Raw genomic sequence first — 26,162 nt, 5'->3', positions numbered from 1 at the left:
CCGCGCCTTCTCGGACGACCGGCCGCTCGCGGCGGATCCGTGGCCTCCGGCAACTCCGGCCTTGACATGGCGAGTTGGTCTAGTCCACTTTGTTGGGGCGTGAGTGAAGCAAGTGACCCACGGTGCCTGAGGGGCGGAAGTGACCGTCCTGGGCGGGCCCACGGGCCGGTGCTGCACTCGCGGAGACCACCACTCCCACGCGGTGACCGGCGGGTGCGCGGACGCGCCCCCACCACCTCTGGCCGCCCCGCCCCTGCTCACTTCCGGCAACGACACCCGCCGCAGCGCGGACCGACTCCCCACCGACGGCGCGCCCGCCGGCACCGTGCCCCGACGCGGCACGGGCGCCGCACCGCGCGAAGGCAATGCTGCCGGCCGCACGGCCCGGGCACCGCCCGACCACGTCCCACGCCGTCGGACCCGAGCGGGAGCGCCCGCGCCGGCACCCACCGACCCGACCCTTGGAGCGCTGCATGCCAGCGACTGACGAGTACTTGCACCGAGCCGCCTCGGACGTGCCCTACTTCAGCGCGGACGGCGAGACCTACCTGGCCCGGACACCCCTGCGCGATCTCCGCAAGACGCGGGAGCTGCGGGTGCTGTCCGAGGAGCAGTTCGCCTTCTGGCAGACCTACGGCTACGTCGTCGTCGAGCAGGCGATCCCGGCGGACGCGGCCCGCCGCCTGCTGGACTTCGCCTGGGACTTCCAGGGACTCGATCCGGATCGCCCGGAAACCTGGTACGAGGAACGCGAGTTCCGCTCGGAACTGGAGCGGGACCTGCACGTCTACGGGTTCGTCGAGGCGTACCACCACCAAGCCCTCTGGGACAGCCGCCAGACCCACCGGGTCTACGACGCGTTCGTCGACGTGTGGGACTGCGAAGAGCTCTGGGTGACCCTGGACCGGCTCAACCTGAACCCGCCCAACGTCAAGAACCGCGACCGCGGGCTCATCGCACCGACCGAGCGCGGGTTCGACATCGACCTGCACTGGGACGTCGACACCTCGCTCGGCGTGCTGCCGCAACGGGTCCAGGGCATCATCGCCCTGAACGACACCGACGCCGACTGCGGCGGATTCCAGTGCGCGCCCGAGCTGTTCCGCCGGTTCGAGCCCTGGCGGGCCCTGCAACCGGCCGACCGCGACCCGCTCCGCCCCGCCTTCGACCGGGCCGAACTCCCCGTCGTCCGGCCCGAACTGGCCGCCGGTGACCTGCTGATCTGGAACGGCCTGCTGGCCCACGGGGTCGCCGCCAACACCTCGCGGGACAAGGTGCGCGCGGTCCAGTACCTCGCCATGATGCCGGCGCTCGCCTCGCACCGCGCACTCGCCGACTCCCGGATCGACTCCTGGCGGCACCTGCGGACCCCGGACTGGAACGCGACGCTCGTCGGCGACGCCACCCGGCACGAGTCCCTCAGGTACGGCAGGCCCGACCTGACCACGTTGGGCGCCAGGCTCCTCGGCCTGGAGCCGTGGCACGGGCGGGAGCCCGCCGAACCCATGGGGGCGGGCGCATGCGCAGAATCTGTCTGACCCTGCCCACCAACCGGGCCTGCACCGCCATGATCCGGGCCATCGGCGCGGAGGCCGCCCACGCGGCCGAGCACTTCGACGTCGAGGTCCACCTGCTGGTCCTGGACTCCTGCACCGCCCCGGTGTTCGCCGAGCACGCCCGGGCCCTCGGGGAACTCCCCCCGGTGCCGCACGTCGTCGTGCACCACCTGGACGAGGCCGCCCAGCGCGACTTCCTGCGGCGGGTGGTCGGCGACGCCGGCGTCACCAAGCCGGAGCTGGTGCTGGACCTGATGCTCCCGGCGGAAACCTCCTACGGCGCCTGCACCAACCGGGCGTTCCTGATCGCCGCCGCCCTGGGGTGCCGGTCGGTCCACCGCCGGGACTCGGACAGCCGCTACCAGACCCTGGGCGGCGCGCCGGTCTTCCCCATCCACCACGAGCTGCGCTCGCTCGGCAAGCGCGCCGGCGACGCGGCACCGGGCGTCTCCCGAGACGCACTGGACCCGCGGCACGCCCACAAACCCGTTGCCATGGTGGGCAGTTCCTTCGTCGGCGAACTGTCCGTGGACGTCGCCGAGATCCACCGGGCCGACCCCGCCGTCTACGCCGACGTGGTCGGTCTGTGGGCGCCCGGTGACTGGTCGGCCCAGGCCAGGCAACAGCTCGTCGACGAGTCCTTCCGGGGCGCCGGGACGGAGCCGTTCCGCCGGGACCACTCCGTGCTGACGCTCGTCGATCCCATGCGGGTGGACATGTGCAACATCAGCTTCCACCAGGTGCACGAACGGGTGCCGCTGCCGCCCGCCACCAACACCATCGGCAGCGACTACTTCCTCATCCACCTGGTGCACGACGCCACGCTGCCCGGCGTCCTCCACAACCGCAACATCGTGAACTTCCACACCGGCGAACGCCGGACCGGTCCGGGCTTCCTGGCCTACCAGACGCGGTTCGCCAAGTTCTTCCTCTCGATGCTCTACTTCAACTTCGTCTACGACCGGATGGCCCGCGCCGACCAGGCACTGCTCGACGACGACCAGCAGGTCCGCGCCGCCGCGATCGCCGGGTTCGTCCGGGAGAGCACCGAACTGGACCCGGCGGAGAACGTCCGACGACTGGACGTCCTCGACGCCTCCTACCGCCAACTCGGCGGAAAGTACGCCGCGTTCGCCGACGCCCTGGCGCCCCGCCGCGACCGGCTGCTCCACGAGGCCCGCCAGGACATGGCCGACTTCGCCCTGCTCATCGAGGCGTGGGCGGCGCTGGTGGCGGCGAGCCGGGCCGCCGGCCCGCAGTGGTCCGCGCCGCAACCGGACCGGGCGCGCCGATGAGCCACCCCACCCCGGCCCTGCACGCCGCACTGGCCGCCGCGACCGAGGACCAGATCGTCCTCGACCTGGCCGGCATCGCCGACAACCTCGCCACCCTGCGACGGGAACTGCCCGGCGTGGCCGTCCGCTTCGCCATGAAGTCCTGTCCGTTGGACGCCGTGCTCGCCTGCCTGGCGGAGCGGGGCGCGGGCGTCGACGCGGCCAGTCCGCGCGAGATCGCCCAAGCACTGCGCGCCGGCGTGCCCATCGAGCGGATCCACTACGGCAACACCGTCAAGTCCGATCGGGACCTCGCCGAAGCCCACCGGCTCGGCGTCCGGGACTTCGCGACGGACAGCCCGGAGGACGTGGCGGCCGTCGCCGCCCACGCCCCCGGCGCCCGGGTGTTCTGCCGGTTGGCCACCGACGGGGACGGCGCCCTGTGGGGGCTCAGCAACAAGTACGGCTGCTCGCCCGCCGACGCGGTGCGCGTGCTGGCCGCGGCCCGGGACGCCGGACTGGTCCCGAACGGCCTCTCCTTCCACGTGGGTTCGCAGCAGATGACGGCGGACGCCTGGCGCCGGGCCCTCGACCGCACGGCCGAGACGATGGCGGCCCTGCGCCGCCGGGGGCTGGACGTGACGCGGGTCAACCTCGGCGGCGGCCTGCCGGCCGTCGGTTACACGGACCGGCACGGGCGCCCCCTGGACCCGCCCGTCGACAAGATCTTCGCGGTGATCCGGGAGGGCCTCGAACGTCTCGTGGAGGTCGGCGGGCACCCCCTGGAGTTCTTGGTGGAGCCCGGGCGCTACCTCGTCGCGGACCACGGCGCCGTGCGCGCGCACGTGGCCCGGCTGACCACCCGCGAGCAGCCGGACGGCACCCGACAGCGCTGGCTGTACCTGAGCGTGGGGAAGTTCAACGGCCTCTACGAGATGGACCAGTTGCAGTACCGGCTGGTCTTCCCCGCGCACGCCGACACGCCCCGACTGCCGGCCGTCGTGGCGGGACCCACCTGCGACGGCGACGACGCCTTCGCCTCGGACGGCGGCCTGGTCGAGGTGCCGGCGGACCTCGCGTCCGGCGACCCGGTCTGGGTGCTGTCCTGCGGCGCCTACGCCCTCAGCTACCTGACGCAGGGCTTCAACGGCTTCCGCCCGCTGCCCGCCGCCTGGATCCACGGCGCGGCCCCAACGCGGCGGGAGGTGCCCGGCAGATGAGCCACCACGCCCGCATCCGGCAGATCGCGGACGACGACTGGGCCGGCATCGCCGCGCTGGAGTCCCGGGCCTACGCCGCGCTCGGCCTCTCGGAGGAGCCGGCCGCGCTGCGGTCCCGGGCCCGCGCCTCGCCGGACACCTGCTTCGTGCTCGACCTCCAACACCGCCTGGCCGGCTACCTGTTGGCGCTGCCCTATCCGATGTTCCACTACCCGGACCTGGTCCGAGCGGAAGGCACCGGAGCGGGGAGCGCCGATGAAGCGGCGGCCGGGACCGTCGTCCCGTCGGGCAACCTCCACCTGCACGACCTCGTCATCGCCGAACCGCTCCGCGGCCGGGGGCTCGCCGGGCGACTGCTGCGCCACCTCACGGCCACGGCGCGGGCCGGCGGCTACGAGCAGCTCTCCCTCGTCGCGGTCGCCGACAGCGGGACCTTCTGGGCCGCGCACGGGTTCGTCCGGCACCCCGGGGTGGTCCCGCCCGACGAGTACGGCGGCCAGGCCGTCTACATGTCCAGGCCGGTGCGGGGCGTCCGCACCGCAGCCCCGAAACCGGCCGGCGCCACGCTGCGCGGTCCGGCACCACACCACCACGAAGGGGAATGATTTCCGGTGTTCCGCGTGCACGATCCCTTCCTGCGGGCGCAGTTGGCGATCGCCGCGCTGTTCTGCTCGCTGGGCTTCCAGTACGCCACCTGGGCGTCCCGGATCCCCGCGATCAAGGCACAGCTCGGCCTGACCGCAGCCGAAGTGGGGGTGCTGCTGATGGCCACCGGAGTGGGCGCGGCGGTGTCGTTCCCCCTGGTCACCTTGTTGATGAACCGACTGGGAGCGAAGCGCCTGGCGCTGCTGTCCGCGCTCTGCCTGGCCCTGTTGCTGTTCGCGTTGGCGGCGGCGCCCAACTACCCGACGGCGCTGGTGGTCATGGGCGTGGACGGGGTGCTGGTGGGCGCGCTGAACGTCGCGATGAACGCGCAGGGCGCCGCGCTCGAAGCCAGGCACCGGCGCCACGCGATGGCCAAACTGCACGCGACCTTCAGCGCCGGTTCCCTGGCGGCCGCGGTCCTGGCCTCGGCGGTGACCGCGGTGACCCCGGCCGTGACCGTGCACTTCGCGGTGGCCGCGGCGGTCCTGCTGCTGTTGGTGGGCTGCGCCGGGTCGGGCCTGCTGACCGAGGAGCAACCGGCGGCCCCCAAGGAGCAGAAGGGTCGCCGCCGGTGGGCGCTGCCCTCCCGGCTGACGCTGTGGATGTGTTGCGCCATGGCCTTCGGCACGGTGACCGAGGGCGCCATGAACGACTGGTCCGCGCTGTACCTGAAGGACGTCGCCCAGGCATCGGCCCAGCTGGCGCCGATGGGCATCGCCGTGGTCTCCGGCGTGATGGTGCTGGCCCGGCTGTTCGCCGACGGCTGGCGCGGCCGCTGGGGGGACGGGGCCGTCGTCCGCGCCGGCAGCGCACTGGCCGGGGTCGGGTTGGCCCTCGCCCTGTTGAGCGGCGGCGCGGTACCGGCCCTGCTCGGCTTCGCCTGCGTCGGCCTGGGCATCGCGGCCGTCACCCCGTGCGTGTACGTGGCCGCGGCCGGCCAGGGCGCCCGGGCGCTGACGCTGGTCGCCGCGATGGGCACGCTCGGCCTGCTGGCCGGGCCGCCGTTCATCGGGTTCCTCGCCAACGCCGTCGGCCTGGCCTGGGGCATGGGGGCGGTCGCCGCCTCGGCGCTCGTCGTCACGCTGTGCAGCACGCGGATCAGCTGGCCGTCCCGCGGCACGCCGGCCGCCGCAACCGCCGCAGAGCCGGCCTGACGTCGCTGCGCCGCAGCCGCCGGCACACCCGGTCGGGGGTGCCGGCGGCTGCGGGCCGTGCGGACGGGGGCCGGGGCGGCCGGTGCCTCAGCAGGCGCCGAGGTCCTGCCAGACACCCCAGTCGCCGGTGGCGCCGGGCGCCTCACCCGTCGTCCACCACTTGGCCTTCCAGGTGTGCCCCTGGTACGAGACCTGCTGCCCGCCGGTGTAGACCGTGCCGCTGGTCCACGGGCTGGCCGTGCACTGGCTGCCGCTCCCGCCGGTGACGGTCAGTGCGAACTCCGCGCTGTGGCTGCCGGACGGACCGGTGCCGGTGACGGTGAGGCGGTACGTGCCGGAGGCCGCCGCCGCGGTGGTGCTCACGGTCAGCGTCGAGGAGCCGCCCGCCGACACCGTGGCGGGACTCAGCGCGGCGGTCACGCCCGCGGGTGCCCCGCTGACCGTGAGGCGCACCGACTGCGCCGCGCCGGCCGTGACCGCGGTCCGCACCGTCGCGGTGGCCCGGCCGCCGGCGGCCACCGAGCCGCTGGCGGGATCGGCGGTCAGCGAGAAGTCGTCGGTCGGTGCGGTGGCGCCGCCGGTGAACGGCTCGAAGACGTGGCTGAAGTCCCACGTGTTCTGCGGGATGCTGGAACAGGTGTCGCCGGACGGGGCGCCGGGGCAGCTGCCGTTGTCCCGCTGCAACGCCCAGAACGACAGGGTGTTGACGCCCTTGGCCACCGCCCAGTCGTACACCTCTTTCGCGTTGGCCAGGGAGAAGGTCTCGGCCGGGCCGAAGTCGTCGACGCCGGGCATCTCGATGATGCCGATCATGCCCCACAACTGCGCCGGGCTCTTTTCCGGGTAGAGCGGTGCGAGCTGGTCGTACAGCCCTTGGGCCGCGGTCTGGGTGTCCTTGGCCATGTCGTGGCTGGCGTTGTCGTAGTAGTCGAACGTCATGATGTTGGCGACGTCGACCCGGGCGCCGTTGCGCACCGCGCTCTGGAGCACGGCCAGTCCGGCGTCGGTGAGCCCGTGGGTCGTCGTCGGCAGGGTGTAGGAGATCTCGACGGTGCGTCCGTTGGCCTTCGCCCAGTCCTGGACGAGTTTGATGGCCTGGTTGCGCCGGTCCACGGCGGCGGAGTCGTCCAGGGAATCGGCCTCGATGTCCATGTCGAGCCGGCTCACGTCGTACGTCGTGATGACCTTCTCGTACGTGGCGGCGATCTGGTTGACGTCGGTGCAGCTGTCGGCGATCTCGGTGCCGGTGGTGTCCGCGGTGTACCCGCCGAAGGAGGGGATGACGTCACCCCCGTTCGCCTTGATCGTCTTGATGTCGTCACCGAAGGAGGCGGGGGAGACCGGGGTGTCGGTGCTGCCGTTCCAATAGGCGGTGCAGGACCCCTTGGTGGCGGTCTGGAGGAACGCCATCGTCAGGTGCTTGGCGCCGGACTGGGCGGCGAGCGCGGCGGGGCTCTCGCCGGTCCACGACTCGAAGTAGGGCGCGAACACATGGGCCGGTAACGGGGTCGCCGCGTGGGCCGCGCCGCCGCCCAGGGCGGTCAGGCCGGCCGTGGCCACGGCGGTGACGGTTGCGGTGAGGACCGCTCGGAGGGTGCGCCTGCGTGTCATGACTGTCCCGGGGGTGAGGAGGTGGGCCGCCAAGTCCCCTTGCCGGCAGCGGCGTTGCCTCTGGAATAGCCCTGAGGTCAGGAGCATGTCAATGGACTGGACCAAGATAGGACTAGACCAATTCGCGGTGCCGGTCGCCACCGCCCTGTCCAGCGCGGACCCGCCGCGCTGGACCACGTTCGAGGGCGTCCGACGGCGCCGCACGCCCTCGGACCCGCGCCGGCCGCGGGCCCCGGGTGCGCGCGTACCGGCCGGTCCGGTCCTCGGGAGCGGCCGGGTCAGGCCGTCGCCTCCGGACCGACGAGGGCGGGCAGGTTCACGTGGCCGTTGGTGAGGAACGACGGCAGGGGGACGAGCGCGTCGGCCGGCACCGCGAGGGACAGTTCCGGGAAGCGGGCGGTGAGCATCCGCAGCGCCGTGGTGGCCTCCAGACGGGCCAGCGTGGCGCCGAGGCAGAGGTGGACGCCGTGCCCGAACGAGAGGTGGGTCTTGTCGGGGCGGGTGGGGTCGAACCGGTCCGCGTCCGGCCCGTGTAGCGCGGGGTGCCGGTTGGCCGCGGAGTACGCGGCGAGGATGGCCTGCCCCTTGCGGATGACGGTGCCGTCCGCCACCGGGATGTCCGTGGTGGCGAACCGCATCGGCAGCAGGGGGACCGGCGCCTGCCAGCGCAGCGTCTCCTCGACCACGTCGCCCCAGGGCAGCGCACCGGACCGGGCGGCGGCGAGGTGTTCGGGATGGCCGAGCAGCGCGACCAGGGCCTGGTCGATGAGGTTCACCGTGGTCTCGTACCCGGCGCTGATCACCAACAGCAGGGTGTCCCGCACCTCCTGGAGGGTGAGGCGGTGCCCCTGGCCCTCGGGGGCGCGGGCCTGGAGGAGACGGGTGGTGAGGTCGTCGCCGGGCCGGTCCTGTTTGAGGGCGATGAGGGCGTCCAGGGTGGCGTAGAGGTCCCGGGTGTTGGCGGCGGCCGTCGCCGCGGTGACGTTGGTGGCGAAGACGCCGTTGACGGCGCGGCGGAAGTCCGGCAGCAGGTGTGCGGGCAGGCCCATCAGGTGGGTGATGACGCGGATCGGCAGCGGAGCGGCGAACCGTTCGCGCAGGTCCACCGCCTCGCCCGGCCGCGCGGTGGCGAGGTCGTCCAGCAGCTCCCGGGTGAAGCGCTCGACGTCCGGCTCCAACGCGGCGATGTTCCGGGCCGCGAACGCGGGGGCGATCAGCAGCCGCAGGCGACGGTGCTCGGCGCCGTACGCGGTGAACATGTTCTCGACCGCCACCCACAGGTTCAGCGGCCAGTCGGCGGTCCCGTTGGGGAAGCGGTCCCAGTGCCGGTGCGGGTCCTTGGACACCCGCTCGTCCAGGAGCAGGCTCCGCAACAGTTCGGGGTCGGTGACCGCCCAGGCTTCCTCCCCGAGCACGTCGACCCGGGCCAGCGGGCCGCGGGCCCGTAAGGAGGCGTCCTCGGTCCGGCGGTCGTGGCCGGCCGGGTCGAGGACGTGGGGGGACTGCTCAGCCATGACCTGCTCTCCTTCAGGACGGCGGCCGCGGACGCGGAGCGCGGGTGGTGGGAGTGCAGGGGGAGTACGGCGCGGCCGGGGCGGATCTGTGGTGTGTGCGGAATCCGGGCACCGCGTCCGAGCAGCGGGGGGTGGGGGGCGGATCGTGAGTCCGCGATGACGGTGGTCGAGTCCTGGCAGGCACGGGCACCCTGCCCCTATGGCTACCCGCGCGAGGCGCCCGGCGGCACTCCCGGCGCCGCCCCGGCCGTACTCGACCGGATGCGGTGCGCGAAGGTCGTTCCGGGCGGGGCGGGAGTGGGGGTTGGGGCCACCGGGGGGCCGGTTGGGGCGTGCGGGACGGGGGCGGCGCCGGGCGCCCGCCGCGCCTGACGCGGATCGGCCACCGGCGCCGCCGGGCGCGCCCGCGCGGTCAGCCGGCGGTGTGCACGCGCCGTCCGCCGACGTACGTTTCGAGGACGGTGGCCCGGGCGATCTCCTCCGGGGGCGCGGTGAAGATGTCGCGGTCGAGGACCACCAGGTCGGCGAGGTGGCCGACGCGGAGCGTGCCGGCGTCGTCGAGGCCGTTGACGTGCGCGGAGCCGGCCGTGTAGGCGGCGACCGCGGTGCCGAGGTCCAGGCGCTGTTCGGGCAGGAACACCCGCTCGTCGGTGGCGTCCGGCTCCCGGCGGTTGACCGCGACGTGCAGGCCGGCGAGCGGGTCGGGGCTGCTGACGGGCCAGTCGCTGCCGGCCGCGAGGGTGGCGCCGGCGCGCAGCAGGGAGCCGAACGGGTACTGCCAGCCGGCCCGTTCGGGGCCGAGGAAGGGGATGGTCAGCTCGTCCATCTGGGGTTCGTGGGCGGCCCAGAGCGGTTGGATGTTGGCGACGGCGCCGAGCCGGGCGAACCGCGGCAGGTCGTCGGGGTGGACCACCTGGAGGTGGGCGAGGTGGTGCCGGGTGGCGCGCCGGCCGTTGGCGGTGCGGGCCGCCTCGACGGCGTCCAGCGCCTCGCGGACCGCACGGTCGCCGAGGGCGTGGAAGTGCACCTGGAAGTCCCGTGCGTCCAGCGCGGTGACGTGCCCGCGCAGCGCCACCGGATCGACGAAGCTCAGTCCGGTGTTCGTGGTCGCGCAGCCGCAGGAGTCCAGGTAGGGGCTGGTCATGGCGGCGGTGAAGTTCTCCGCGATGCCGTCCTGCATGATCTTCACCGCCCGGGCCCGGAACCGACCGTGGCTCAACTCGGCCCGCCGGGCCACCAGTTCGGGGATCTGCTCGGCGCCGCGGGCCCGGTCCCACCACAGCGCGCCGGTGACCCGGGCGGTCAGGCTGCCGTCCCGGGCGGCGGTCAGATAGGCGTCCGAGGGGTCGCACTGACCGTGGAAGGAACCGAGCAGCGCGTCCTGCCAGGCGGTGATGCCGAGGGAGTGCAGCAGTTCCTGCGCGCGCAGCAGGCCGGCCAGGCGGTCGGCGGCGGTGCGTTGCGGCACCAGGCGGGCGATCAGGCCGGTCGCGCCCTCCTGGAGAACGCCGCTCGGCGTGCCGTCGGGCTCGCGCTCGATCCGGCCGTCGACGGGGTCGGGGGAGTCCTTGGTGAGGCCGGCCAGTTCGAGCGCACGGGTGTTGACCCAGGCGCCGTGGTGGTCGCGGTTGGGCAGGTAGACCGGGCGGTCCGGCACGACGGAGTCGAGCAGGTGGCGGGTGGGCAGGCCGCCGGCGAAGCTCTCCAGCGACCAGCCGCCACCGGTGATCCAGGCACGTTCGGGGTGCGCGTCGGCGTACTCGCGGATCCGCCGCAGGTACTCGTCGACGCCGACGGTCCCGGTGAGGTCGCACTCGGCGAGTTCCAGGCCGCCGAAGACGGCGTGGACGTGCGCGTCCTGGAAGCCGGGCAGCAGCAACTTACCCGTGAGGTCGACGACTTCGGTGTCGGGACCGATCAGCTCCCGGACGTCGTCGTGGCCGACGGCCGTGATGCGGTCGCCCGTCACGGCGAGACTGCTCGCCCGGGTGCGGGCGGGATCTGCGGTGTGGATGGGACCGCGGGTGAAGACGAGGTCGGCTGGGGTCATGGGAGTACTCCCGTCAGGTGGGGGTCCGCGCACGATCCGCGGAGGCGGGGGACGGATGCCGGGGTAGGAGGGGCTGGAGGGATCGGAGGGGGCGGCGGGTCGGTCACCCGCCCGGTGGCGCCGCGTCCCCGGAGGACCGCGGCAGGAAATAGGGTGCCCGCCGCCGCCAGCGGGCCCACGCCGCGAACGGCAGACCGGAGACGAGCATCAAGGCGACCACCGCCAACTCGAACCAGCCGTTGTCCGCGGCCAGCGCGAAGTGGTCCGTCGACCGGTAGAAGTCCCAGGCGAGGTACCCGCCGACGGCGAGCAGGACGAGCGCACCCAGCAGCGGAGCCACGACCACGCGCAGCGCCTCGCCGGGCGCGGTGCGCAACAACGGGCCGAAGCGCACCGCCGCCGCGATCGCGGTGAGCGCGTAGTACAGCGCGACGACGATGCCGATGGCGTTCACCGCGGCGGAGATCAGTGCACCGACGGTGGGGATGACCAGCGACACCAGGGCCAGGGCGGCGGCGATCGCGGTGATGAGCAGGGTCCCGACGGCCGGGGTCCGGTGACGGGGGTGGAGCCGGGTCCACACCCGGCCCACGGTGCCGTCGCGGCCCATCGCGAACATGCCGCGCGCGGTGGGGATGACCGCGGCCTGGAGCGACGCCGCGGCCGAGCAGGTCAGGGCGATCAACGGCAGGGCGGCGAGCGGCTGGTGGGCCAGCTTCGTACCGAAGTACGTCAGCCCGTGCGCCCCGTTGTCGGCCAACTCGCCCAGTGGCAGCACCCGTTGGAAGGCCGTGCCGGCGAAGACGAACAACAGCAGCATCAGGACGAGGGAGAGGAAGCCGCCGCGGGAGGCGTCGCGCGCGGTGCGCACCTCCTCGCCGACGCTGAAGACCGACTCGAACCCCCAGTAGCAGAACACCGCCAGCACCATCCCCTGCGCCAGGGCCTGGAGCGAGGGGATGGCGAACGGGTCGAACCAGTCCGGCGACAACGGCTGGTCGCCGGCGAACAGGCCGTAGCCGCAGAAGCCCAGCAGCACCGCGTACTCGAAGACCAACAGGTGCCGCTGGAGCCGGGCGGCCAGGTCGAGTCCCCGGACGGCGACCAGGGCGGCGGCGAACAGGACCACCAGTCCGATCAGGGTCGACTGGAGGGTGGAGTCCGGATCGAGGACCAGCCCGCCGATGCGGTGGACGGTGGCCTCGCCGAGGAGTTGGAGGACCGCCGAGCCGGTCACCGCGGTGGTGTAGGCCATGAAGACGACCGTGCCGACGACGTTGACCCACCCCGTCAGGAAGCCCAGCCAGGGGTTGAGTATCCGGCCCACCCACCGGTAGCTGCTGCCGGCGTCGGGTTCGACGCGGTTCAGGCGCCCGTACGCGCCGGCGATGGCGAGCACCGGCAGGAACGCCACCAGCATGATCGCCGGCAGGTGCAGCCCGACGACCCCGGCCATCAGCCCCAGGCCGATGCCGATGCTGGAGGTGGCCGCGGTGCTGGACGCGGCGATCACCAGCGCCCCGCCGACCCCGACGGACCTGCGCATGCCGGCCGGTGGGGACCCGCCGGCCGGCTCCCGCCGCGCGCTCGTGTCCTTGACCTTGGCTGTCAACGGATCACCGCCGTATTCATGAGGAATCCGACCGGGCGGCCGGTTGGCTCGAAATGAAAGCCGCCGCGCACTTCTCACGTCAATGACGTTGTCGTAAGGTGCGGGGCCATGGCAGAACGAGTGGTGCCCGAGCCGCAGCGACGACGCAGACGACCGACCAAACAAGGCGTCGTGCTCTCCCGCCAGTTGATCGTCGAGACCGCGCTGCGCCTGGTCGGCCAGCACGGCGCCGAGGCCCTGACGGTGCGACGGTTGGGCGCCGCGCTCGGCGCCGATCCCAGCGCCGTCTACCGGTACTTCCGCAACACCGACGACCTGCTCCTCGCCGTCGCCGACGAACTGGTCGGACGCGCCCAGCACGGCTGGCGGCCCACCGGTGACTGGCGCGCCGACCTGCGGGAGATCGGCCTGCGCATCCACCGCGCGTACCAGGCACACCCCCAGGCGGCGCTGCTGGCGGCCCACCGGACCACCGGGCGCACCCACGAGATCCGCGCGGTCGAGGCGATCCTGGGAGTCCTGCGCGCAGCCGGGTTCCCGGACCCGGAGGCGGTCCGGATCTACCACGCCTTCGTCGACCAGAGCCTGGGCTTCGCCGCCCTCGACGCCGCCGCGCTGGCCCTGCCCCCCGCCGCACGGGCCGCCGACGACGAGGTCTGGCAGGCCGCTTACGGGCGCCTGGCGGCCGACACCCACCCCAACATCGCGGCCACCGCCCCCCTGTTGGCGGCCGACATGCGCCGCAGCGGCTACCCGTACGCGCTGGAGCTGCTGTTGGAGGCCGCGGCGAGCCGCCTACCGCGACCGGGCGGGCGCCCTCCGCGGCCCTGACGCCGGGAACCGGGCGCCGTCGCGGCGCTCAGCGCCTGGGTCGGACCCGTGCGGCCAGTTGCGGCACCAGGACGGAGGCGTCGACCGTGCCGAGCCCGGAAGCCAGGTCGTAGCCCGGGCCCGCCTGGAAACCGTAGGGGCCGTTGTCCCCTTCGGTGATGTCGACGACGCCGCCGTGCGGATCGTCGGCGAGGTCGTAGAGCGCCTGGTGCAGGGCGCCGAGCCGGCGGCCGGCCTCCTGGTTGGCGAGGGCGACCAGCGCCGCGAACATGGGTGCGGCCTCGCTGGTGCCGCCCACCGGCAGCCAGCCCGCGCCCGCCGGGAGGAACCCCTGGTAGACGAGGGTGCCGCCGGCTGCGGAACCGTCCATGGAGACGTCGGGGGTACCGCGGCGCCCGCCCACCACGTCCGCCACCCGGTCCTGGTAGCGGGGGCGTTCGAAGGTCTGCGAGGGGCCGCCCCCGGTGGCGCCGGCCCGGTCGTGCCAGACGGTGTCCGGACCGGTGCGCCGGCCCTCGGCGTCGAGGTGCAGGCGGGAGCCGCCCAGGGCGAGCACGCTGGGGTCGGAGGCGGGCCAGGAGGCGGACCGGACGCGCTCGCCACCCGGGCCGACGGGCGGCGCGGCACCGAAGTCGCCCGTGCTGGCGGTCAGCGTGGTGCCGCTCGCCACGACCTCGGCCAGCGCCGGGCTGAACGCGGCCAGGTCGTCGGCGGGTGCCTGGCTGTTCCCGGCGGCGGTGTACTCCTCGATGCCGTAGCTGATCGAGATCGCGTCGGGGCGGTGGTTGCGGACGCTCTGGACGATCCCGTCGAGGATCAGCGTCGCGCCGACCGCCGCCGCCCGCCTGGTCTCCTCGGCGGACGGGGTCCGTGGCGTGCCGGGGGCGGGCGAGGCGTACGCGTGCTCGGGCAGCCCGATCTGGGTGACGACGACCTTCGCGTCCGGCGCCAGCATGTGCACCATCTGCGTGTCGAGCGTGGTCTCCATGGCGGCGTCCGCCATCCGCTTGTTGTGCACGTCGAACGGCGCGATGTGGCCGGCCGGCGCGTACCGGTCGACGGTCAGGTCCGGCCGGGGCAGCTTCATGCCCGTGCTGAACGTCTCCAGGTCCGCCCTCAGGGTGTCGGGCACGACCTCCTCGTAGACCACCACCGTCCGCCCCTTGCCGGTGATGCCGGCGGCGTCGAGCTTGTCGACGCCGTACGCCCGGCGCACCGCGTCGGCGGCGTAGCAGGCGGAGCCGAGCGCCCGGCGGCAGACGGCCTGGGTCGGCACGTGCTGGAACGGCCGGGGCGTGGCCGTCGGCGCGGTCGACGCCGAGGAGGCGGCCCGCGCCGCCGCCGAGGGCGCCGTCCCGGGTCCGGGGCCGGCACCGCCCGCGCAGCCGGGGAGGGCGGCGATCAGGGCTGCGACCGACGCGGCGGTGAGGCGACGGCACAGGGGCAGTGAGCTCGGGAAGATCACCCTTCGATCATGACCAGTGGCGGGCCCCGGCGCCCCTCGCACTGGTCCGTCGGTGCCGCACCGCCCCGTCCGACCCGCGGCTGCCCGCAGGGGCAGGCGTCAGTTCCGCCGCCCTACGTAGCCGTCGGGGCGCACGAGCACGGAGCTGCCCGCCGAGGCGTCGTACGCGCGGTGGGCGTGGCCGTGGGTGTCGACGACGTGGGGGCCGGACGGGGACTGGCCGGGGCGCAGCACCGCGAAGGCGTGCGGCGCGTCCGGGGCGGGGACGCCGAACGTCAGGTGGGTGGCGTGCGGGCCGCGGTAGAGGTCGAAGAGCCGGACGGGCCGGCCGTCGGCGTCGGTGACGGGGGCGTCCGGTGCGCGGTCACCGGCCACGACGCTTCCCTCGGCGGTCCGGTAGCTCACGTCCAACTGGCGGGTGTCCGCCCCGCGTTCGTGGGCGTCCTCGGCGCCGTCCCGGTGCTTGCGCAGCAGTCGGGAGCTGATCGCCAGGACCCGTTCGGCGGTCGCGCGCCGTTCGGTCTGGTAGCTGTCGAGCAGGTCGGGCGAGCCGTCGGCCAGTTTCCAGCCGAGGTTGTAGGCGTCCTGCACGCCGGTGTTGAGGCCCTGGCCGCCGGTGGGCGGATGGACGTGCGCGGCGTCACCGGCGAGGAAGACCCGGCCGCTGCGGAAGCGCTCGGCCAGGCGGATGTTCGGCCGCCAGACGGTCGACCAAGCGAGCCGGTCCAGTCGGACCCCCGCGCCGAATGCGTCCAGCTTGCCCTGGAGGGTCTCCAGCGAGGCTTGGTCGTCGTCCTCGGAGAGCGGTGCGTTGAACTGGAACAACCCCGGGGTGCTGGGCAGCGGGCTCAGGCCGACTCCGGACCAGGGGGCGTCGGCGCGGGCGAACCAGTAGCCCCAGTCGTGGTCCAGGGCGGCGGCGCGCACGTCGCCGAGCAGCATCCGGACGCTCTCGTCCGTCGTCCCCAGGAACGGGATGCCCAGGGCCTTGCGGACGGTGCTGCGCCCGCCGTCGGCGCCCACCAGGTAGGCGGCGCGGACGGTCTCGCCGTTGGAGAGGCGGGCCGTCACGCCGTCCGCGTCCTGGGTGAAGTCGACGAGTGCGGTGCCGAGTTCGACACGCACGTCGAACTCGGCGAGGCGGTCCCGCAGGATGCGCTCGGTCTGTGACTGGCCGAGGACCCAGGCATTGGGGTACGGCACGTCGGGGGTGGGGTCGAGGAGCGCGGCCGTCCGCCGGTCCCCGACGTGCGCCCCGTCGAGGTGCACGCGGACCGTCGCCACCACCTGCCCCTGCTGGAGGACCGCCTCGAGCACTCCCAGGTCCTCGAAGACCTCCAGGGTGCGCGGCTGGAGGCCGTCGCCCCGCGAGCCGTCGAAGTGCGCGTCCGCCTGGTCGACGACGCGCACGGCGAGTCCCCGTCGAGCCAGGTCGATGCCCAGGGTCAGTCCGGTGGGACCGGCGCCGGCGATGATCACGTCCATGGTGGAACCCCAATTCCTGAATCTCGATTCACTGAATACGGATTCAGTATGTTGGTTGGTACTGTTCCCGGTCAATGGAGGTGCCGTGAAGCGCAAGGAGAGAGCGGCGGAGACCGAGGCCGCCCTGAAGGCCGCTGCCGGGCGGGTGTTCGCCGAACGCGGCTACCTCAACACGAAGATCACGGACATCACCGCCGAGGCCGGCCGCGCGGCGGGCTCCTTCTACAACCACTTCGCCGGCAAGGAAGCCCTGCTCGAAGCGCTCCTGGCCGACCTGGCGGCGGACAGCGACTCGTGGGCCGCCGGCCCCGGGCACCGGTCGGACTTCACCGATCCGCAGGCGGTCCGCGAACACGTCGCGGTGTACGTCCGCCTCTACCGCGAGCACGCCGCGACGCTGCGCGCCGTGCAGGAGGCGGCACTGGTCAGCGAGGGCTTCGCCGCCACCGTCAACCGTTTCGCGGCGGGCCAGGCGGCCGACCTCCTCGGTCACGTCGCCCAGGTCGCCGAGGCGGGGCGTCGGCTACCCGCCGCTCCGGAGACCGCCCTGCGCATGACCTTCTCCCTGGTCCACGCCTTCCTCAGGGCCCGGCAGCAGCAGGCCGACCCGGCCACCGACGAGGAAGCCACCGAAGCCCTGACCCGCTTCGTCTACCGCGGCCTCAACGGTCGCGACTACTGAGCGCCGGCCGACCCCTGTCACCAGGCACTCTGTGACACGGACGCCCCTCATGGACCGCCGAGCTGTGCTACGGTTTAAAAGTTGCAGTTGTGGTACCCATGAACCCATGTGCGCCTGACGGGAATGTTCCTCCATCAGGCGCCTTGTTTGTTTTTCCGGCATCTCCGGATGGGGCCTTTGTTTACCAGAAGGAGAAAGTCATGGCACAGGGAATCGTGAAGTGGTTCAACGCCGAAAAGGGTTTCGGCTTCATTCAGCAGGACGGCGGCGGCCCGGACGTCTTCGCCCACTACTCGAACATTCAGTCCCAGGGCTTCCGTGAGCTCCAGGAGGGCCAGCGGGTCTCCTTCGACGTCACGCAGGGCCAGAAGGGCCCGCAGGCGGAGAACATCATCCCCGCCTGAGCGCCGGACGCGTATCCGCTAGCCGGGGTCCGCACCGCCGTGGTGCGGACCCCGGTTTGCGCTGTTTCCAGGAAGGCACATAACCGCATGTCCCGCAGGTCCCAGAAGTCGAACCGGCGCGCCGCGTCGCCCGCGTCGTCCGCACCGTCGTCGAGGGAGTTCCGGCTGCCGGAAAACACGACACCCGCACTTCCCGCCGTCGAGGACTTCGCCGGCCTGGACATGCCCGCGGGTCTGCTGAAGACCCTCACCGCACAGGGCGTGACCACCCCGTTCCCCATCCAGGCGGCCACGCTGCCCAACTCGCTCGCCGGCCGTGACCTGCTGGGACGCGGACGCACCGGGTCCGGCAAGACCCTCGCGTTCGGACTGGCGCTGCTGGCCCGCACGGCCGGAATGCGGGCGGAGTCCAAGGCTCCGCTGGCCCTCGTGCTGGTGCCCACCCGTGAACTCGCGCAGCAGGTGACGGACGCGCTGACCCCCTACGCGACCGCGGTGAACCTCCGCCTGGCGACCGTGGTCGGCGGGTTGTCCATCACCAAGCAGGCGAGCACGCTCCGGCGCGGCGTCGAGGTGCTCGTGGCGACCCCCGGCAGGCTCAACGACCTGGTGGAGCGCGGCGACTGCGTGCTCGACGGCGTCCGCATCACGGTGCTGGACGAAGCCGACCAGATGACCGACATGGGCTTCCTGCCGCAGATCACCAAGCTGCTCCAGCAGGTGCGGTCCGACGGCCAGCGCCTGCTCTTCTCGGCCACCCTGGACCGCAACATCGACCGCCTGGTGCAGCGGTTCCTGACCGACCCGGTGGTGCACTCCGTCGACCCGTCCGCGGGCGCGGTGACCACCATGGAGCACCACGTGTTCCACGTCCAGGACGAGACCGACAAGAAGGCCGTCACCACGCGCATCGCGGCCCGTGACGGCCGGGTCATCCTCTTCCTCGACACCAAGCGGTCCGCTGACCGGCTCGCCAAGCGGCTCCTGGCCGTCGGTGTCCGGGCGGCGGCCCTGCACGGCGGCCGTTCCCAGCCGCAGCGCAACCGCACCCTGGAACAGTTCAAGAACGGCCAGGTCACCGCGTTGGTGGCGACCAACGTCGCGGCCCGCGGCATCCACGTCGACGACCTCGACCTGGTCGTGAACGTCGATCCGCCGACCGACCACAAGGACTACGTGCACCGAGGCGGTCGCACCGCCCGTGCCGGTGGCTCCGGCAGCGTGGTCACCCTGGTCCTGCCCGCGCAGAAGCGGGAGGTCACCCGGCTCATGTCGGACGCCGGCATCCGTCCCCGGACGGCCCGCATCACGTCCAGTGACACGGAACTGACCACCATCACCGGTGCCCGGGAGCCCTCCGGCGTGGCCGTTGCCCTCGAAGTTCCCCAGCAGGCGGCACCGTCCGCGGCCCGCTCGGACCGCAAGCCCGGCACCGAGGGCGGTCAGCGGTCCGGCCGCCGACGCCGGAGCGGCGCCGCGACCGGAACCGGAACCGGCGCGGCGGCGACCGCCGCCGGCGCGGGTGCGGGGCGTCGGGGCCGCCGGGGCGCGGCCGTGGGCGGCGCAGCCGCGGGTGGCGCCGGTACCAGCGGCGGACGTGGCGCGGCCCGCCGCAAGACGGGTGGCACGGCCACCGGCGGTGCCGGTGGCGCGGGTGGCCGCGGCACCGACCGGCGGGGTGGCCGCCGTCCCGCCGCCTCCTGAGCCCCGTCGCCGGGGACGCGGAAGCAACCCCGCCCGGCGGTCTCGAACCCGGGTGGGGACACGGGCCCAAGTCCGCCGCCGCTGACGGTGGTTGAGGGTTCGTCGAGAGGTCTGGAAACCGGCCCGCCACGCGCTTGCGCGTGGCGGGCCGCGTCGTGGGGGCGGGCCTCACCCGGCCGGTTCGGTGCGCGCCATGGCGAACTCCCGGCGGGGCTCGCCCGCGCGCACCGGCTGCACCCGCCCGGTGCGCTGGAAGCCGTGCCGGGCGTAGAGGCGCTCCGCGTGGTCGTTCTCCTGCGCGACCCAGAGTTCGACCCGGGGGCAATCGTGCTCCTTCGCCCACCGCAACGCCGCCCGCACCAGGAGATCGCCCACCCCGCGCCCGCGGCCGTCGGGGTGTACCCACATCGAGACCAACTCCGCACGGCCCGCCTCGACCGGCACGATGCCGATCAGCCCGCACGTCCGGTCGCCGTCCTGTGCGACGAACCTGCTGCGCCGGGCGAGGCGTTCGCGCCACCCGTCCTCCGTGAGCGCCCGCTCCGCCTCCCACGTGGAGCCGAACGCCTCCGGGGCGTCCGCGAGTGCCGCCAGTCGAACGGTGCGGTACAGGGCCCAGTCCTCGGTCGAGAGGGGGCGCACGGATAGCGTCGTCATGCGCGAGACCCTGACGGCCGCGGCGATCGCGCGCAAGGGAATTTCGTGACGGTGCGCGGTGGACTGGTTCCGGCATGATCCTCTGACTAAGGTCAGAGGATGGATGCGACGCAGATCGACCAGGTGCGGCGCTTCAACCGTGCCGTCACGGAACGCGTGGGCGTGCTGCACGACCACTATCTGGGGCGGGACCGGCCCGTCGGAGAGGCCCGGCTGTTGTGGGAGGTCGGCGAACAGGGCCAGGACGTGCGGTGGTTGCGCGAGCGCCTGGGACTGGACTCCGGGTACGTCAGCCGGCTGTTGCGGTCGCTGGCGGACGACGGCCTGGTGACGGTGCAGCCGCAGTCCCGGGACCGGCGGGTGCGCACCGTGCGGCTCACCGAGGCCGGACGGGCGGAACGCGCTCTGGTGGACCGGCGCAGCGACGAGTTGGCCGGCTCCCTGCTCGAACCGCTCAACGCCGCCCAGCGCGACCGGCTGGTGACCGCGATGGCGGAGGTCAACCGGTTGCTGACCGCCGCGACGGTCGTGCTGCACACCGTGGCCCCGGACCACCCCGATGCCCAGTACTGCCTGCAGTCCTACTTCGGTGAGTTGCGGGAGCGGTTCGCCTCGGGCTTCGACCCGGTGCGCAGCCTGCTCCCCGACGCGGGCGAACTCCAGCCCCCGCACGGCCTGTTGCTGGTCGCCCGGCTGCACGGCGAACCGGTCGGCTGCGCCGGCCTGAAGCTGCCGCCCGGCGCACCGGCCGAGATCAAGCGCATGTGGGTCGCGCCGCAGGCCAGGGGACTGGGACTGGGACGCAGGTTCGTGGCCGAGTTGGTGGCGCGGGCGGCCAGGCACGGCTGCGACCTGCTGCGCCTGGACACCAACGAGGCGCTCACCGCCGCGATCGGCCTCTACCGCTCCTGTGGGTTCGAGGAGGTCGCCGCCTTCAACGACGAGCCCTACGCGCACCACTGGTTCGAGAAGCGGATCACCGGAGTGCCGCCCGGGTGAGGGTTTCCTGGTACTCCAGCACCTTCGTCCGGGCCCCGGCCGGTAGGGGAGCGCCCGCGTCGAGGAGGCGGGGCAGCAGGTCGCGCCGGGTGGTCAGGGCGCGGAACATCAGCGCGACGGTGACGTCGTGGTCGGGCCGGTGGACGATGCGCACCGGGTCGCCGGCGCAGATCTGACCGGACGTCAGGACGCGTAGGTACGCGCCGGGCACGGCGGCCCGGGTGAAGCGTTTGACCCAGCCGGGCTCGTCCAACCAGCCTTGGAAGGTGCGGCAGGGGACCCGCGGTGACGTGACCTCCAGGAGCAACTCCCCGCCGATGCGCCAGCGTTCGCCGATGCGGGCGGTGGTGACGTCCAGGCCGGTGGTGGTGAGGTTCTCGCCGAAGACGCCGTTGGGGAGCGCGCGGTCCAGTTGCCGCTGCCAGTCGTCGAGGTCCTCGCGGGCGTAGGCGTAGACGGCCTGGTCGTCGCCGCCGTGCCGGACGCGGTCCAGCACCGCGTCGCCGGCCAGGCCGCTGCCGCCGATGCCCCTGGGGCCGGGGGCGGCCACGGATACGGGGCCGGGTGCGGGGCGCTTGTCGATGCCGGTGCCGTGGGCGGCGGCATAGGGGGCGGTCAGGCACCGCCCCACGTTCACGGTCAGCAGGGTTGCGGTCTGCGTGCTCATGCGCGAAAGCGTAAGGTGTGCCGATGGCGACGGCCACTTACTTTTGGACTTTGTCTAAAGGTGTTTTCAGTTCAAGTCGGGGTTGCGCAAGGCTGCCAGGAAGCCGTCGACCGTTGCGGTCTGGGTTTCCGCGGGGAAGTGGTGCGGGTCGAACAGAGCCTGGACGGTCAGGCCGTGGACGAACGCGACCACCGTCGCGGCGAGTTGGTCGAGATCGGCGTCTGCGGGCAGTTCGCCCAGGGTGCGGGCGGCGGCCAAGTGCGGGTGGAGCGCGGCGCGGATGCGGGCGTAGCGGTCGGCCTGGTCGGCGTGCAGGCCCGGGTCGGCGAGGGCCTGGTCCCAGGAGCCGACCCAGATCCGGTTGCGGGCGGTGTTCTCCTCGCCGATCGGCAGCAGGTCCAGGAGGGCGGTGCGGAGGGCGGCGAGGCCCGGTCGGGGGTGCGGGCGGCGGGGGCGCTCCGCGCCGTCCTTCTCCAACAGTTCGAGGGCGTGCGCGACCAGGGCCCGTTTGGTCGGGAAGTAGTGCATGACCAGCCCGGTGGAGACCTCCAACTCGGCCGCCACGGCGCGCAGGGTCAGGCCGCCGAAGCCCTTGGCGGCCAGTATGCGCCAGACCGCCTGGGATACCTGCGCGCGGCGGGATGCGTGATCGACGGGGGCGGGAGGAGGCATGGGGATTAGAGTACGTACCGAACGCTTGTTACGTACCGTGGATGCAGACGGAGGACCCATGTTCGCCTTGCCGCTCGATGACGGCGCCCAACTGCGGCCCCTGGAGCCCTGGCAGGCACCGGAGTTCCTGGCCCACATGGAGCGCGCGCGGCCGACGGTGGACCCCTGGATCCCGTGGGCGACCCGCAGCACCGACCTGGTGACCGCGCTCACCGTCCTCCAGGGCTACGCGGACGGCCAGGCCAAGGACGGCGCCCGCATCTACGGCATCTGGTTGGACGGGGTGTTGGTCGGCGGCGTGATGTTCACGCAGTTCGACGCGGCGCTGGGGGTCTGCGAGATCGGCTGCTGGTTGGAGTCGGCGGGGGAGGGGCGTGGTCTGGTGCACCGGGCCAGCCGACTGCTGATCGACTGGGCCTTCCGGGAGCGCGGGATGAGCCGCGTGGAGTGGCGGACGACGCCCGCCAACAAGCGCAGCGTCGCGGCGGCGCGCCGGCTCGGCATGAGTCGCGACGGGGTGCTGCGCCAGCAGTTCCCCTACCGGGGCGTCAGGCAGGACACCGAGATCTGGTCCGTGCTCGCGGAGGAGTGGGACGGGTGAGGGGGCGGGGGCTGCGCGGTGTCGCGGAAGCCGACAGGCGGCCCTGGCTAGGGCCGCCTGGGCGAGAAGGCCAGCAACTCCCTTGTTTTGCACCGCACTTGTCCACGGCCACGCCTTCGACGGGGCTCCACAAACCGGACGGTAAGGGCGGCATCGCCAGAGCCAGGGTGGCGACGATCGCCTCGGACGTCCGGGCGACGAGCGCCGTGTTGGCAGCGCACGTCACCATCCGCTCGACCACATCATGGTCAAGGGGCTTCGCCGTCGAGGACAACCGCGGCAACAACCGGCCGATGGCGTCGGCGAGTTCGCGACTCGCTTCCTTGATGACGGCTGCATGGACGTTCATGCGGCGCGGCTCGTATGTCTCCCGGTCGAAGGCAGGCGGGCACGCCCTGTCAGGGGTGGAGGGCCTCGCGCAGGGTGCGTACCTGGTCGGTGAGGTTGTGTTCGCTGATGTGGGCCTGGGGGAAGAGGATGTCGAAGCCGTGGACGGCGCCGGGGACCTGGACGAGTTCGGTGGTGACGCCGGCGGCGGACAGGCGTGCGGCGTAGTCGCGGCCCTCGTCGCGCAGCGGGTCGATCTCAGCCACGGCGATGTAGGTGGGCGGTAGGCCGCTGAGGTCGGTGGCGCGGATCGGGAAGGCGTACGGGTCGGCGTGGCTGTCCTTCGCGTAGTGCTGCACGGCCAGTTCCATTGCGCCGCGGTTGAGGACCGGGGTATCGGTGAACTCCCGTGCTGAGGCGCTGGTGAGGCTGCTGTCCAGGCTGGGGTAGGTCAGGGACTGGAAGAGCAGGTGCGGGCCCGTCTGGTCGCGGGCGCGGAGCACGGTGGAGGCGGCGATGTTCCCGCCGGCGCTGCCGCCGGCCACCGCGATGCGTGTGCGGTCTCCGCCGAGTTCGGCCGGGTTGTCGGCGATCCAGTTCAGGGCGGCGTAGGCGTCGTCGGCTGCGGCCGGGTAGGGGTGTTCGGGGGCGAGGCGGTAGTCGACGGAGACGACGACGGCGTGGGCGTCGCGGGCGTAGCGCAGGGAGCGTCCCTCTTCGGCCTCGGGGGATCCGTAGGTGTAGGCGCCGCCGTGCACATAGAGGATCATCGGCAGGTCTTCGGCGGCGTCGGTGCGGTAGACGCGCAGCCGTAGTTGTCCTGCGGGGCCGGGGATGTACAGGTCCCGCACCTTGACCTGATCGTCGACGGAGGTGTCGGGGCGTGCGCGCAGGAGTGCGTAGCGCTGGGGGTCGGCGAGGACGGCGTCCAGGCCGTGGACGGGGAAGACGCCGGTGTCGGCGGTGTCGAGCAGGGTCTGGATCTCGGGATCGACGGCGGGGACGGTCATGGCTGGATGGCCACCTTCCGGGTGTTCGACCGGGCGCTGCCCGGTCTGTTGTGCGGAACCGATCTCAGTCTCTGTCGATCACCAACGGCACAGAAGTGGCCCGGTGGCCACTGTGTGCAACTATCGGGCCATGACTGTTGCGACACCGCATCATGTGGCCGTCCTCGCCCTCGCGCCGGTGGTGGCCTTCGACCTGAGCATCCCGGCCCAGATGCTGGCCGCCGTCGAAACCCGCGCGGGCACCGCGGCCTACGAGGTGCGCACCCTCACACCGGACGGCTCCCCGGTACCGACGGTGAACGGGTACGACGTCATTCCCCAGGGCGACCTGTCCCTGCTGGAGGACGCCGACACGGTGATCGTCGCCGGGACCCACTGCCCGGAGGTACTGGACGCTGGCACGGTGGACGACTCCGTCGCCGAAGCGCTGCGCCGTGCGGCCCGGCGCCGCGCCCGGCTGGTGTCCCTGTGCACCGGCTCGTTCGTCCTCGCGGCCGCCGGCCTGCTGGAAGACCGCCGGGCCGCGACCCACTGGCGCTACGCGCAGCAGTTCAGGCGGCTCTTCCCGGAAGTCGTCCTCGACATCGACCCGCTGTACATCGCCGATCGCGGGATCCTGACGTCGGCCGGCGGCGCGGCCGCCATCGACCTGTGCCTGCACCTGGTCCGGGAGGACCACGGCAGTTCCGTGGCGAACCGGGTGGCGCGGTACAACGTCGTCGCGCCCATGAGAGACGGAGGGCAGGCACAGTACATCGAGCACCCGGTCCGGGAGGACGCGGGCACCTCTACGGCCGGGGCACGGACGCTGATGGCGGAGCACCTGGACCGGCGACTGTCCCTCAAGGACCTCGCGGCCCACTGCCACATGAGCGTACGGACCTTCACCAGGCGCTTCCGGCAGGAGACCGGGCTCTCCCCTGCCGAATGGCTCGCCTCGGCCCGCTTGGCGCACGTACGCCATCTGCTGGAGTCGACCGAACTGCCTGTTGACGACATCGCCTCCAGGGCCGGCCTGGGCAGCGGCACCAACCTGCGCAAGCACCTGCGCACCGCGCTGGGCACCACCCCCTCCGCCTACCGGAGGGCATTCCGCTCAGCCACCACTGCCGGCGCGCCGTCCCTCTCCGAGGACCAGCGGGTCCGGCCCGCGGGCACGTGACGCCGTTCGGCGCGGGCCTTCCCGGCAACACGAACGCCCACACGGGGAGTTGGCCGCGCCGGGAGGCCGCGGGGCGCGGGCGGTGCGCCGGCGCCCCGGTCGGCGCGTACGGGGTCTGCGAGACGACCTGGTCCCGGTGGCGCCGTAGTGGTCCAGGACCTTGTCCATGTTGGCGTGGGTCTGCTTGACCTGAGCGGCGAAGCCGCCCGCGTGGAGGAACTCGCCTGCCTCATCGAACGCGAGCTGTCCGGAGACGTGGACCAGCTCACCGGACCTGATCGCCGGTGAGTGGCCGAAGTCGCTCTCCGCCGGCATGTCGTAGCGGAAGACGTCAATGGTGGCCGCAGCGTTGGCCCTTCCCGTCTCGAACTGGGCTCGCAGCCGCTCGGGACACGGCCCGTACTCACCTGTCGGCAGGTATGGATCGATCAACTTCCGCTGCTCATCGGCGAGTTGTCTGTGCGTCACACCCGGCGCCCTGTCAGATTCCGCCCCATGCGGCCGCGAAATCGAAGGACGATCACCACCTCACACGGCCCCTAGGGCGTTTCTGATGGATCTCCGCGGCGTCGCGGCGTCTGGCACGCACTCCCCCACGCCTAAAGGGCGCGGGGGGACCCCCATGCTGCGTTGCCGAAATGTCCCCGTAGCTCCGCTATGGAGACATCCCGGCGCCTTGCGATCGCACGCACCAGACGCCGCTCCTTCCTCCACGGAGATCCATCAGAAACGCCCTAGTGACCTGAGTCGGAGATTCGGTGGCAGTAGGCGGCGACTTTGTCGAGGATCTCGTCGGCTGTCTTCGTCCAGACGAATGGTTGTGGGTGGTCGTTCCAGTCGGCGAGCCAGGCTCGGATGTC

General features: G+C 72.9%; 22 protein-coding genes and 2 pseudogenes. 12 read left to right on the top strand and 12 right to left on the bottom strand.

Annotation, left to right across the window (positions count from 1 at the left end):
* Window positions 1-473: 473 nt before the first annotated feature.
* Genes ABD385_RS08015 through ABD385_RS07995 form a run of 5 tightly spaced genes read left to right on the top strand, consistent with a single transcriptional unit; the run spans window position 474 to window position 5,849 of the window.
* Window positions 474-1,538, top strand: a complete 1,065-nt coding sequence (locus ABD385_RS08015; protein WP_344574329.1) for a phytanoyl-CoA dioxygenase family protein — start codon at window positions 474-476, stop codon at window positions 1,536-1,538.
* Window positions 1,520-2,851 carry a DUF6271 family protein gene (locus ABD385_RS08010; RefSeq protein ID WP_344574328.1) on the top strand — a complete coding sequence of 444 codons (1,332 nt, stop codon included), beginning with the start codon at window positions 1,520-1,522 and terminating at the stop codon, window positions 2,849-2,851. Before ABD385_RS08015 ends, ABD385_RS08010 begins: the two co-directional genes overlap by 19 nt.
* Entirely contained in the window at window positions 2,848-4,050 is a 1,203-nt protein-coding gene (locus ABD385_RS08005) for a type III PLP-dependent enzyme (RefSeq protein WP_344574327.1), read from the top strand. The genes ABD385_RS08010 and ABD385_RS08005 overlap by 4 nt, the downstream gene beginning before the upstream one ends.
* A complete protein-coding gene (locus ABD385_RS08000) occupies window positions 4,047-4,655 on the top strand; it encodes a GNAT family N-acetyltransferase (protein WP_344574326.1) in 609 nt (202 codons plus the stop codon). The genes ABD385_RS08005 and ABD385_RS08000 overlap by 4 nt, the downstream gene beginning before the upstream one ends.
* Before the next feature lie 6 nt (window positions 4,656-4,661).
* Window positions 4,662-5,849 carry an MFS transporter gene (locus tag ABD385_RS07995; protein ID WP_344574325.1) on the top strand — a complete coding sequence of 396 codons (1,188 nt, stop codon included), beginning with the start codon at window positions 4,662-4,664 and terminating at the stop codon, window positions 5,847-5,849.
* Window positions 5,850-5,936: 87 nt separating this feature from the next.
* Here the strand turns inward: ABD385_RS07995 and ABD385_RS07990 are convergent, their stop codons facing one another.
* The 4 genes from ABD385_RS07990 to ABD385_RS07975 all read right to left on the bottom strand — a co-directional run bounded on the left by ABD385_RS07990 (window position 5,937) and on the right by ABD385_RS07975 (window position 12,636).
* The gene (locus ABD385_RS07990; protein ID WP_344574324.1) at window positions 5,937-7,460 is read right to left on the bottom strand and encodes a glycosyl hydrolase family 18 protein; all 1,524 of its coding nucleotides are present in this window, start codon (window positions 7,458-7,460) and stop codon (window positions 5,937-5,939) included.
* 278 nt (window positions 7,461-7,738) lie between these two features.
* The gene (locus ABD385_RS07985; protein ID WP_344574323.1) at window positions 7,739-8,974 is read right to left on the bottom strand and encodes a cytochrome P450 family protein; all 1,236 of its coding nucleotides are present in this window, start codon (window positions 8,972-8,974) and stop codon (window positions 7,739-7,741) included.
* Between the two features lie 412 nt (window positions 8,975-9,386).
* Window positions 9,387-11,024, bottom strand: a complete 1,638-nt coding sequence (locus ABD385_RS07980) for an amidohydrolase (RefSeq protein ID WP_344574322.1) — start codon at window positions 11,022-11,024, stop codon at window positions 9,387-9,389.
* 103 nt (window positions 11,025-11,127) lie between these two features.
* On the bottom strand, window positions 11,128-12,636 hold the full coding sequence (locus tag ABD385_RS07975; protein WP_425585366.1) for an APC family permease: 1,509 nt from the start codon (window positions 12,634-12,636) through the stop codon (window positions 11,128-11,130).
* A gap of 108 nt (window positions 12,637-12,744) precedes the next feature.
* On the opposite strand from ABD385_RS07975, the gene ABD385_RS07970 reads away from it, so the two are divergent.
* Complete coding sequence (locus tag ABD385_RS07970) at window positions 12,745-13,467, top strand: TetR/AcrR family transcriptional regulator (protein ID WP_344574321.1); 723 nt, start codon at window positions 12,745-12,747, stop codon at window positions 13,465-13,467.
* Window positions 13,468-13,495: 28 nt separating this feature from the next.
* Here the strand turns inward: ABD385_RS07970 and ABD385_RS07965 are convergent, their stop codons facing one another.
* On the bottom strand, window positions 13,496-14,932 hold the full coding sequence (locus ABD385_RS07965; RefSeq protein ID WP_344574320.1) for a S53 family peptidase: 1,437 nt from the start codon (window positions 14,930-14,932) through the stop codon (window positions 13,496-13,498).
* Window positions 14,933-15,031: 99 nt separating this feature from the next.
* Window positions 15,032-16,417 carry an FAD-dependent monooxygenase gene (locus tag ABD385_RS07960; protein WP_344574319.1) on the bottom strand — a complete coding sequence of 462 codons (1,386 nt, stop codon included), beginning with the start codon at window positions 16,415-16,417 and terminating at the stop codon, window positions 15,032-15,034.
* 85 nt (window positions 16,418-16,502) lie between these two features.
* Here ABD385_RS07960 and ABD385_RS07955 point away from each other — a divergent pair, with 85 nt between their 5' ends.
* From ABD385_RS07955 to ABD385_RS07945, 3 genes are all read left to right on the top strand, one after another.
* On the top strand, window positions 16,503-17,099 hold the full coding sequence (locus ABD385_RS07955) for a TetR/AcrR family transcriptional regulator (RefSeq protein WP_344574317.1): 597 nt from the start codon (window positions 16,503-16,505) through the stop codon (window positions 17,097-17,099).
* 200 nt (window positions 17,100-17,299) lie between these two features.
* The gene (locus ABD385_RS07950; RefSeq protein WP_344574316.1) at window positions 17,300-17,503 is read left to right on the top strand and encodes a cold-shock protein; all 204 of its coding nucleotides are present in this window, start codon (window positions 17,300-17,302) and stop codon (window positions 17,501-17,503) included.
* A gap of 87 nt (window positions 17,504-17,590) precedes the next feature.
* Window positions 17,591-19,207, top strand: a complete 1,617-nt coding sequence (locus tag ABD385_RS07945; RefSeq protein ID WP_344574315.1) for a DEAD/DEAH box helicase — start codon at window positions 17,591-17,593, stop codon at window positions 19,205-19,207.
* A gap of 168 nt (window positions 19,208-19,375) precedes the next feature.
* On the opposite strand, the gene ABD385_RS07940 is transcribed toward ABD385_RS07945, so the two are convergent.
* On the bottom strand, window positions 19,376-19,864 hold the full coding sequence (locus ABD385_RS07940) for a GNAT family N-acetyltransferase (protein ID WP_344574314.1): 489 nt from the start codon (window positions 19,862-19,864) through the stop codon (window positions 19,376-19,378).
* A gap of 99 nt (window positions 19,865-19,963) precedes the next feature.
* Here ABD385_RS07940 and ABD385_RS07935 point away from each other — a divergent pair, with 99 nt between their 5' ends.
* The gene (locus ABD385_RS07935) at window positions 19,964-20,863 is read left to right on the top strand and encodes a bifunctional helix-turn-helix transcriptional regulator/GNAT family N-acetyltransferase (RefSeq protein ID WP_344574313.1); all 900 of its coding nucleotides are present in this window, start codon (window positions 19,964-19,966) and stop codon (window positions 20,861-20,863) included.
* Here the strand turns inward: ABD385_RS07935 and ABD385_RS07930 are convergent.
* Both ABD385_RS07930 and ABD385_RS07925 read right to left on the bottom strand, forming a co-directional pair.
* Complete coding sequence (locus tag ABD385_RS07930; protein ID WP_344574312.1) at window positions 20,841-21,530, bottom strand: MOSC domain-containing protein; 690 nt, start codon at window positions 21,528-21,530, stop codon at window positions 20,841-20,843. The two genes, ABD385_RS07935 and ABD385_RS07930, sit on opposite strands and share 23 nt — an antisense overlap.
* Window positions 21,531-21,596: 66 nt before the next feature.
* Window positions 21,597-22,202: a TetR/AcrR family transcriptional regulator gene (locus tag ABD385_RS07925; protein WP_344574311.1), complete on the bottom strand. Its 606-nt coding sequence runs from the start codon at window positions 22,200-22,202 to the stop codon at window positions 21,597-21,599.
* Window positions 22,203-22,260: 58 nt separating this feature from the next.
* Between ABD385_RS07925 and ABD385_RS07920 the strand changes: the two genes are divergently transcribed.
* Window positions 22,261-22,803: a GNAT family N-acetyltransferase gene (locus tag ABD385_RS07920; protein WP_344574310.1), complete on the top strand. Its 543-nt coding sequence runs from the start codon at window positions 22,261-22,263 to the stop codon at window positions 22,801-22,803.
* Between the two features lie 398 nt (window positions 22,804-23,201).
* Here ABD385_RS07920 and ABD385_RS07915 read toward each other — a convergent pair whose 3' ends face one another.
* Window positions 23,202-24,140: an alpha/beta hydrolase gene (locus ABD385_RS07915; protein ID WP_344574309.1), complete on the bottom strand. Its 939-nt coding sequence runs from the start codon at window positions 24,138-24,140 to the stop codon at window positions 23,202-23,204.
* Window positions 24,141-24,270: 130 nt separating this feature from the next.
* Here ABD385_RS07915 and ABD385_RS07910 point away from each other — a divergent pair, with 130 nt between their 5' ends.
* Window positions 24,271-25,302, top strand: coding sequence for a GlxA family transcriptional regulator (locus ABD385_RS07910; RefSeq protein ID WP_344574308.1), 1,032 nt, complete (start codon window positions 24,271-24,273; stop codon window positions 25,300-25,302).
* Window positions 25,303-25,408: 106 nt separating this feature from the next.
* Here the strand turns inward: ABD385_RS07910 and ABD385_RS07905 are convergent.
* Window positions 25,409-25,617: pseudogene (locus ABD385_RS07905) on the bottom strand (RidA family protein); the annotation flags it as partial.
* A 419-nt stretch (window positions 25,618-26,036) separates the two neighbouring features.
* Window positions 26,037-26,162, bottom strand: a pseudogene (locus ABD385_RS07900) (IS630 family transposase); the annotation flags it as partial.

It is taken from the genome of Streptomyces lunalinharesii (assembly GCF_039532155.1).
In the GTDB taxonomy this organism is placed as follows: domain Bacteria; phylum Actinomycetota; class Actinomycetes; order Streptomycetales; family Streptomycetaceae; genus Streptomyces; species Streptomyces lunalinharesii.
This window is presented reverse-complemented; position numbering and strand designations above follow the sequence as displayed.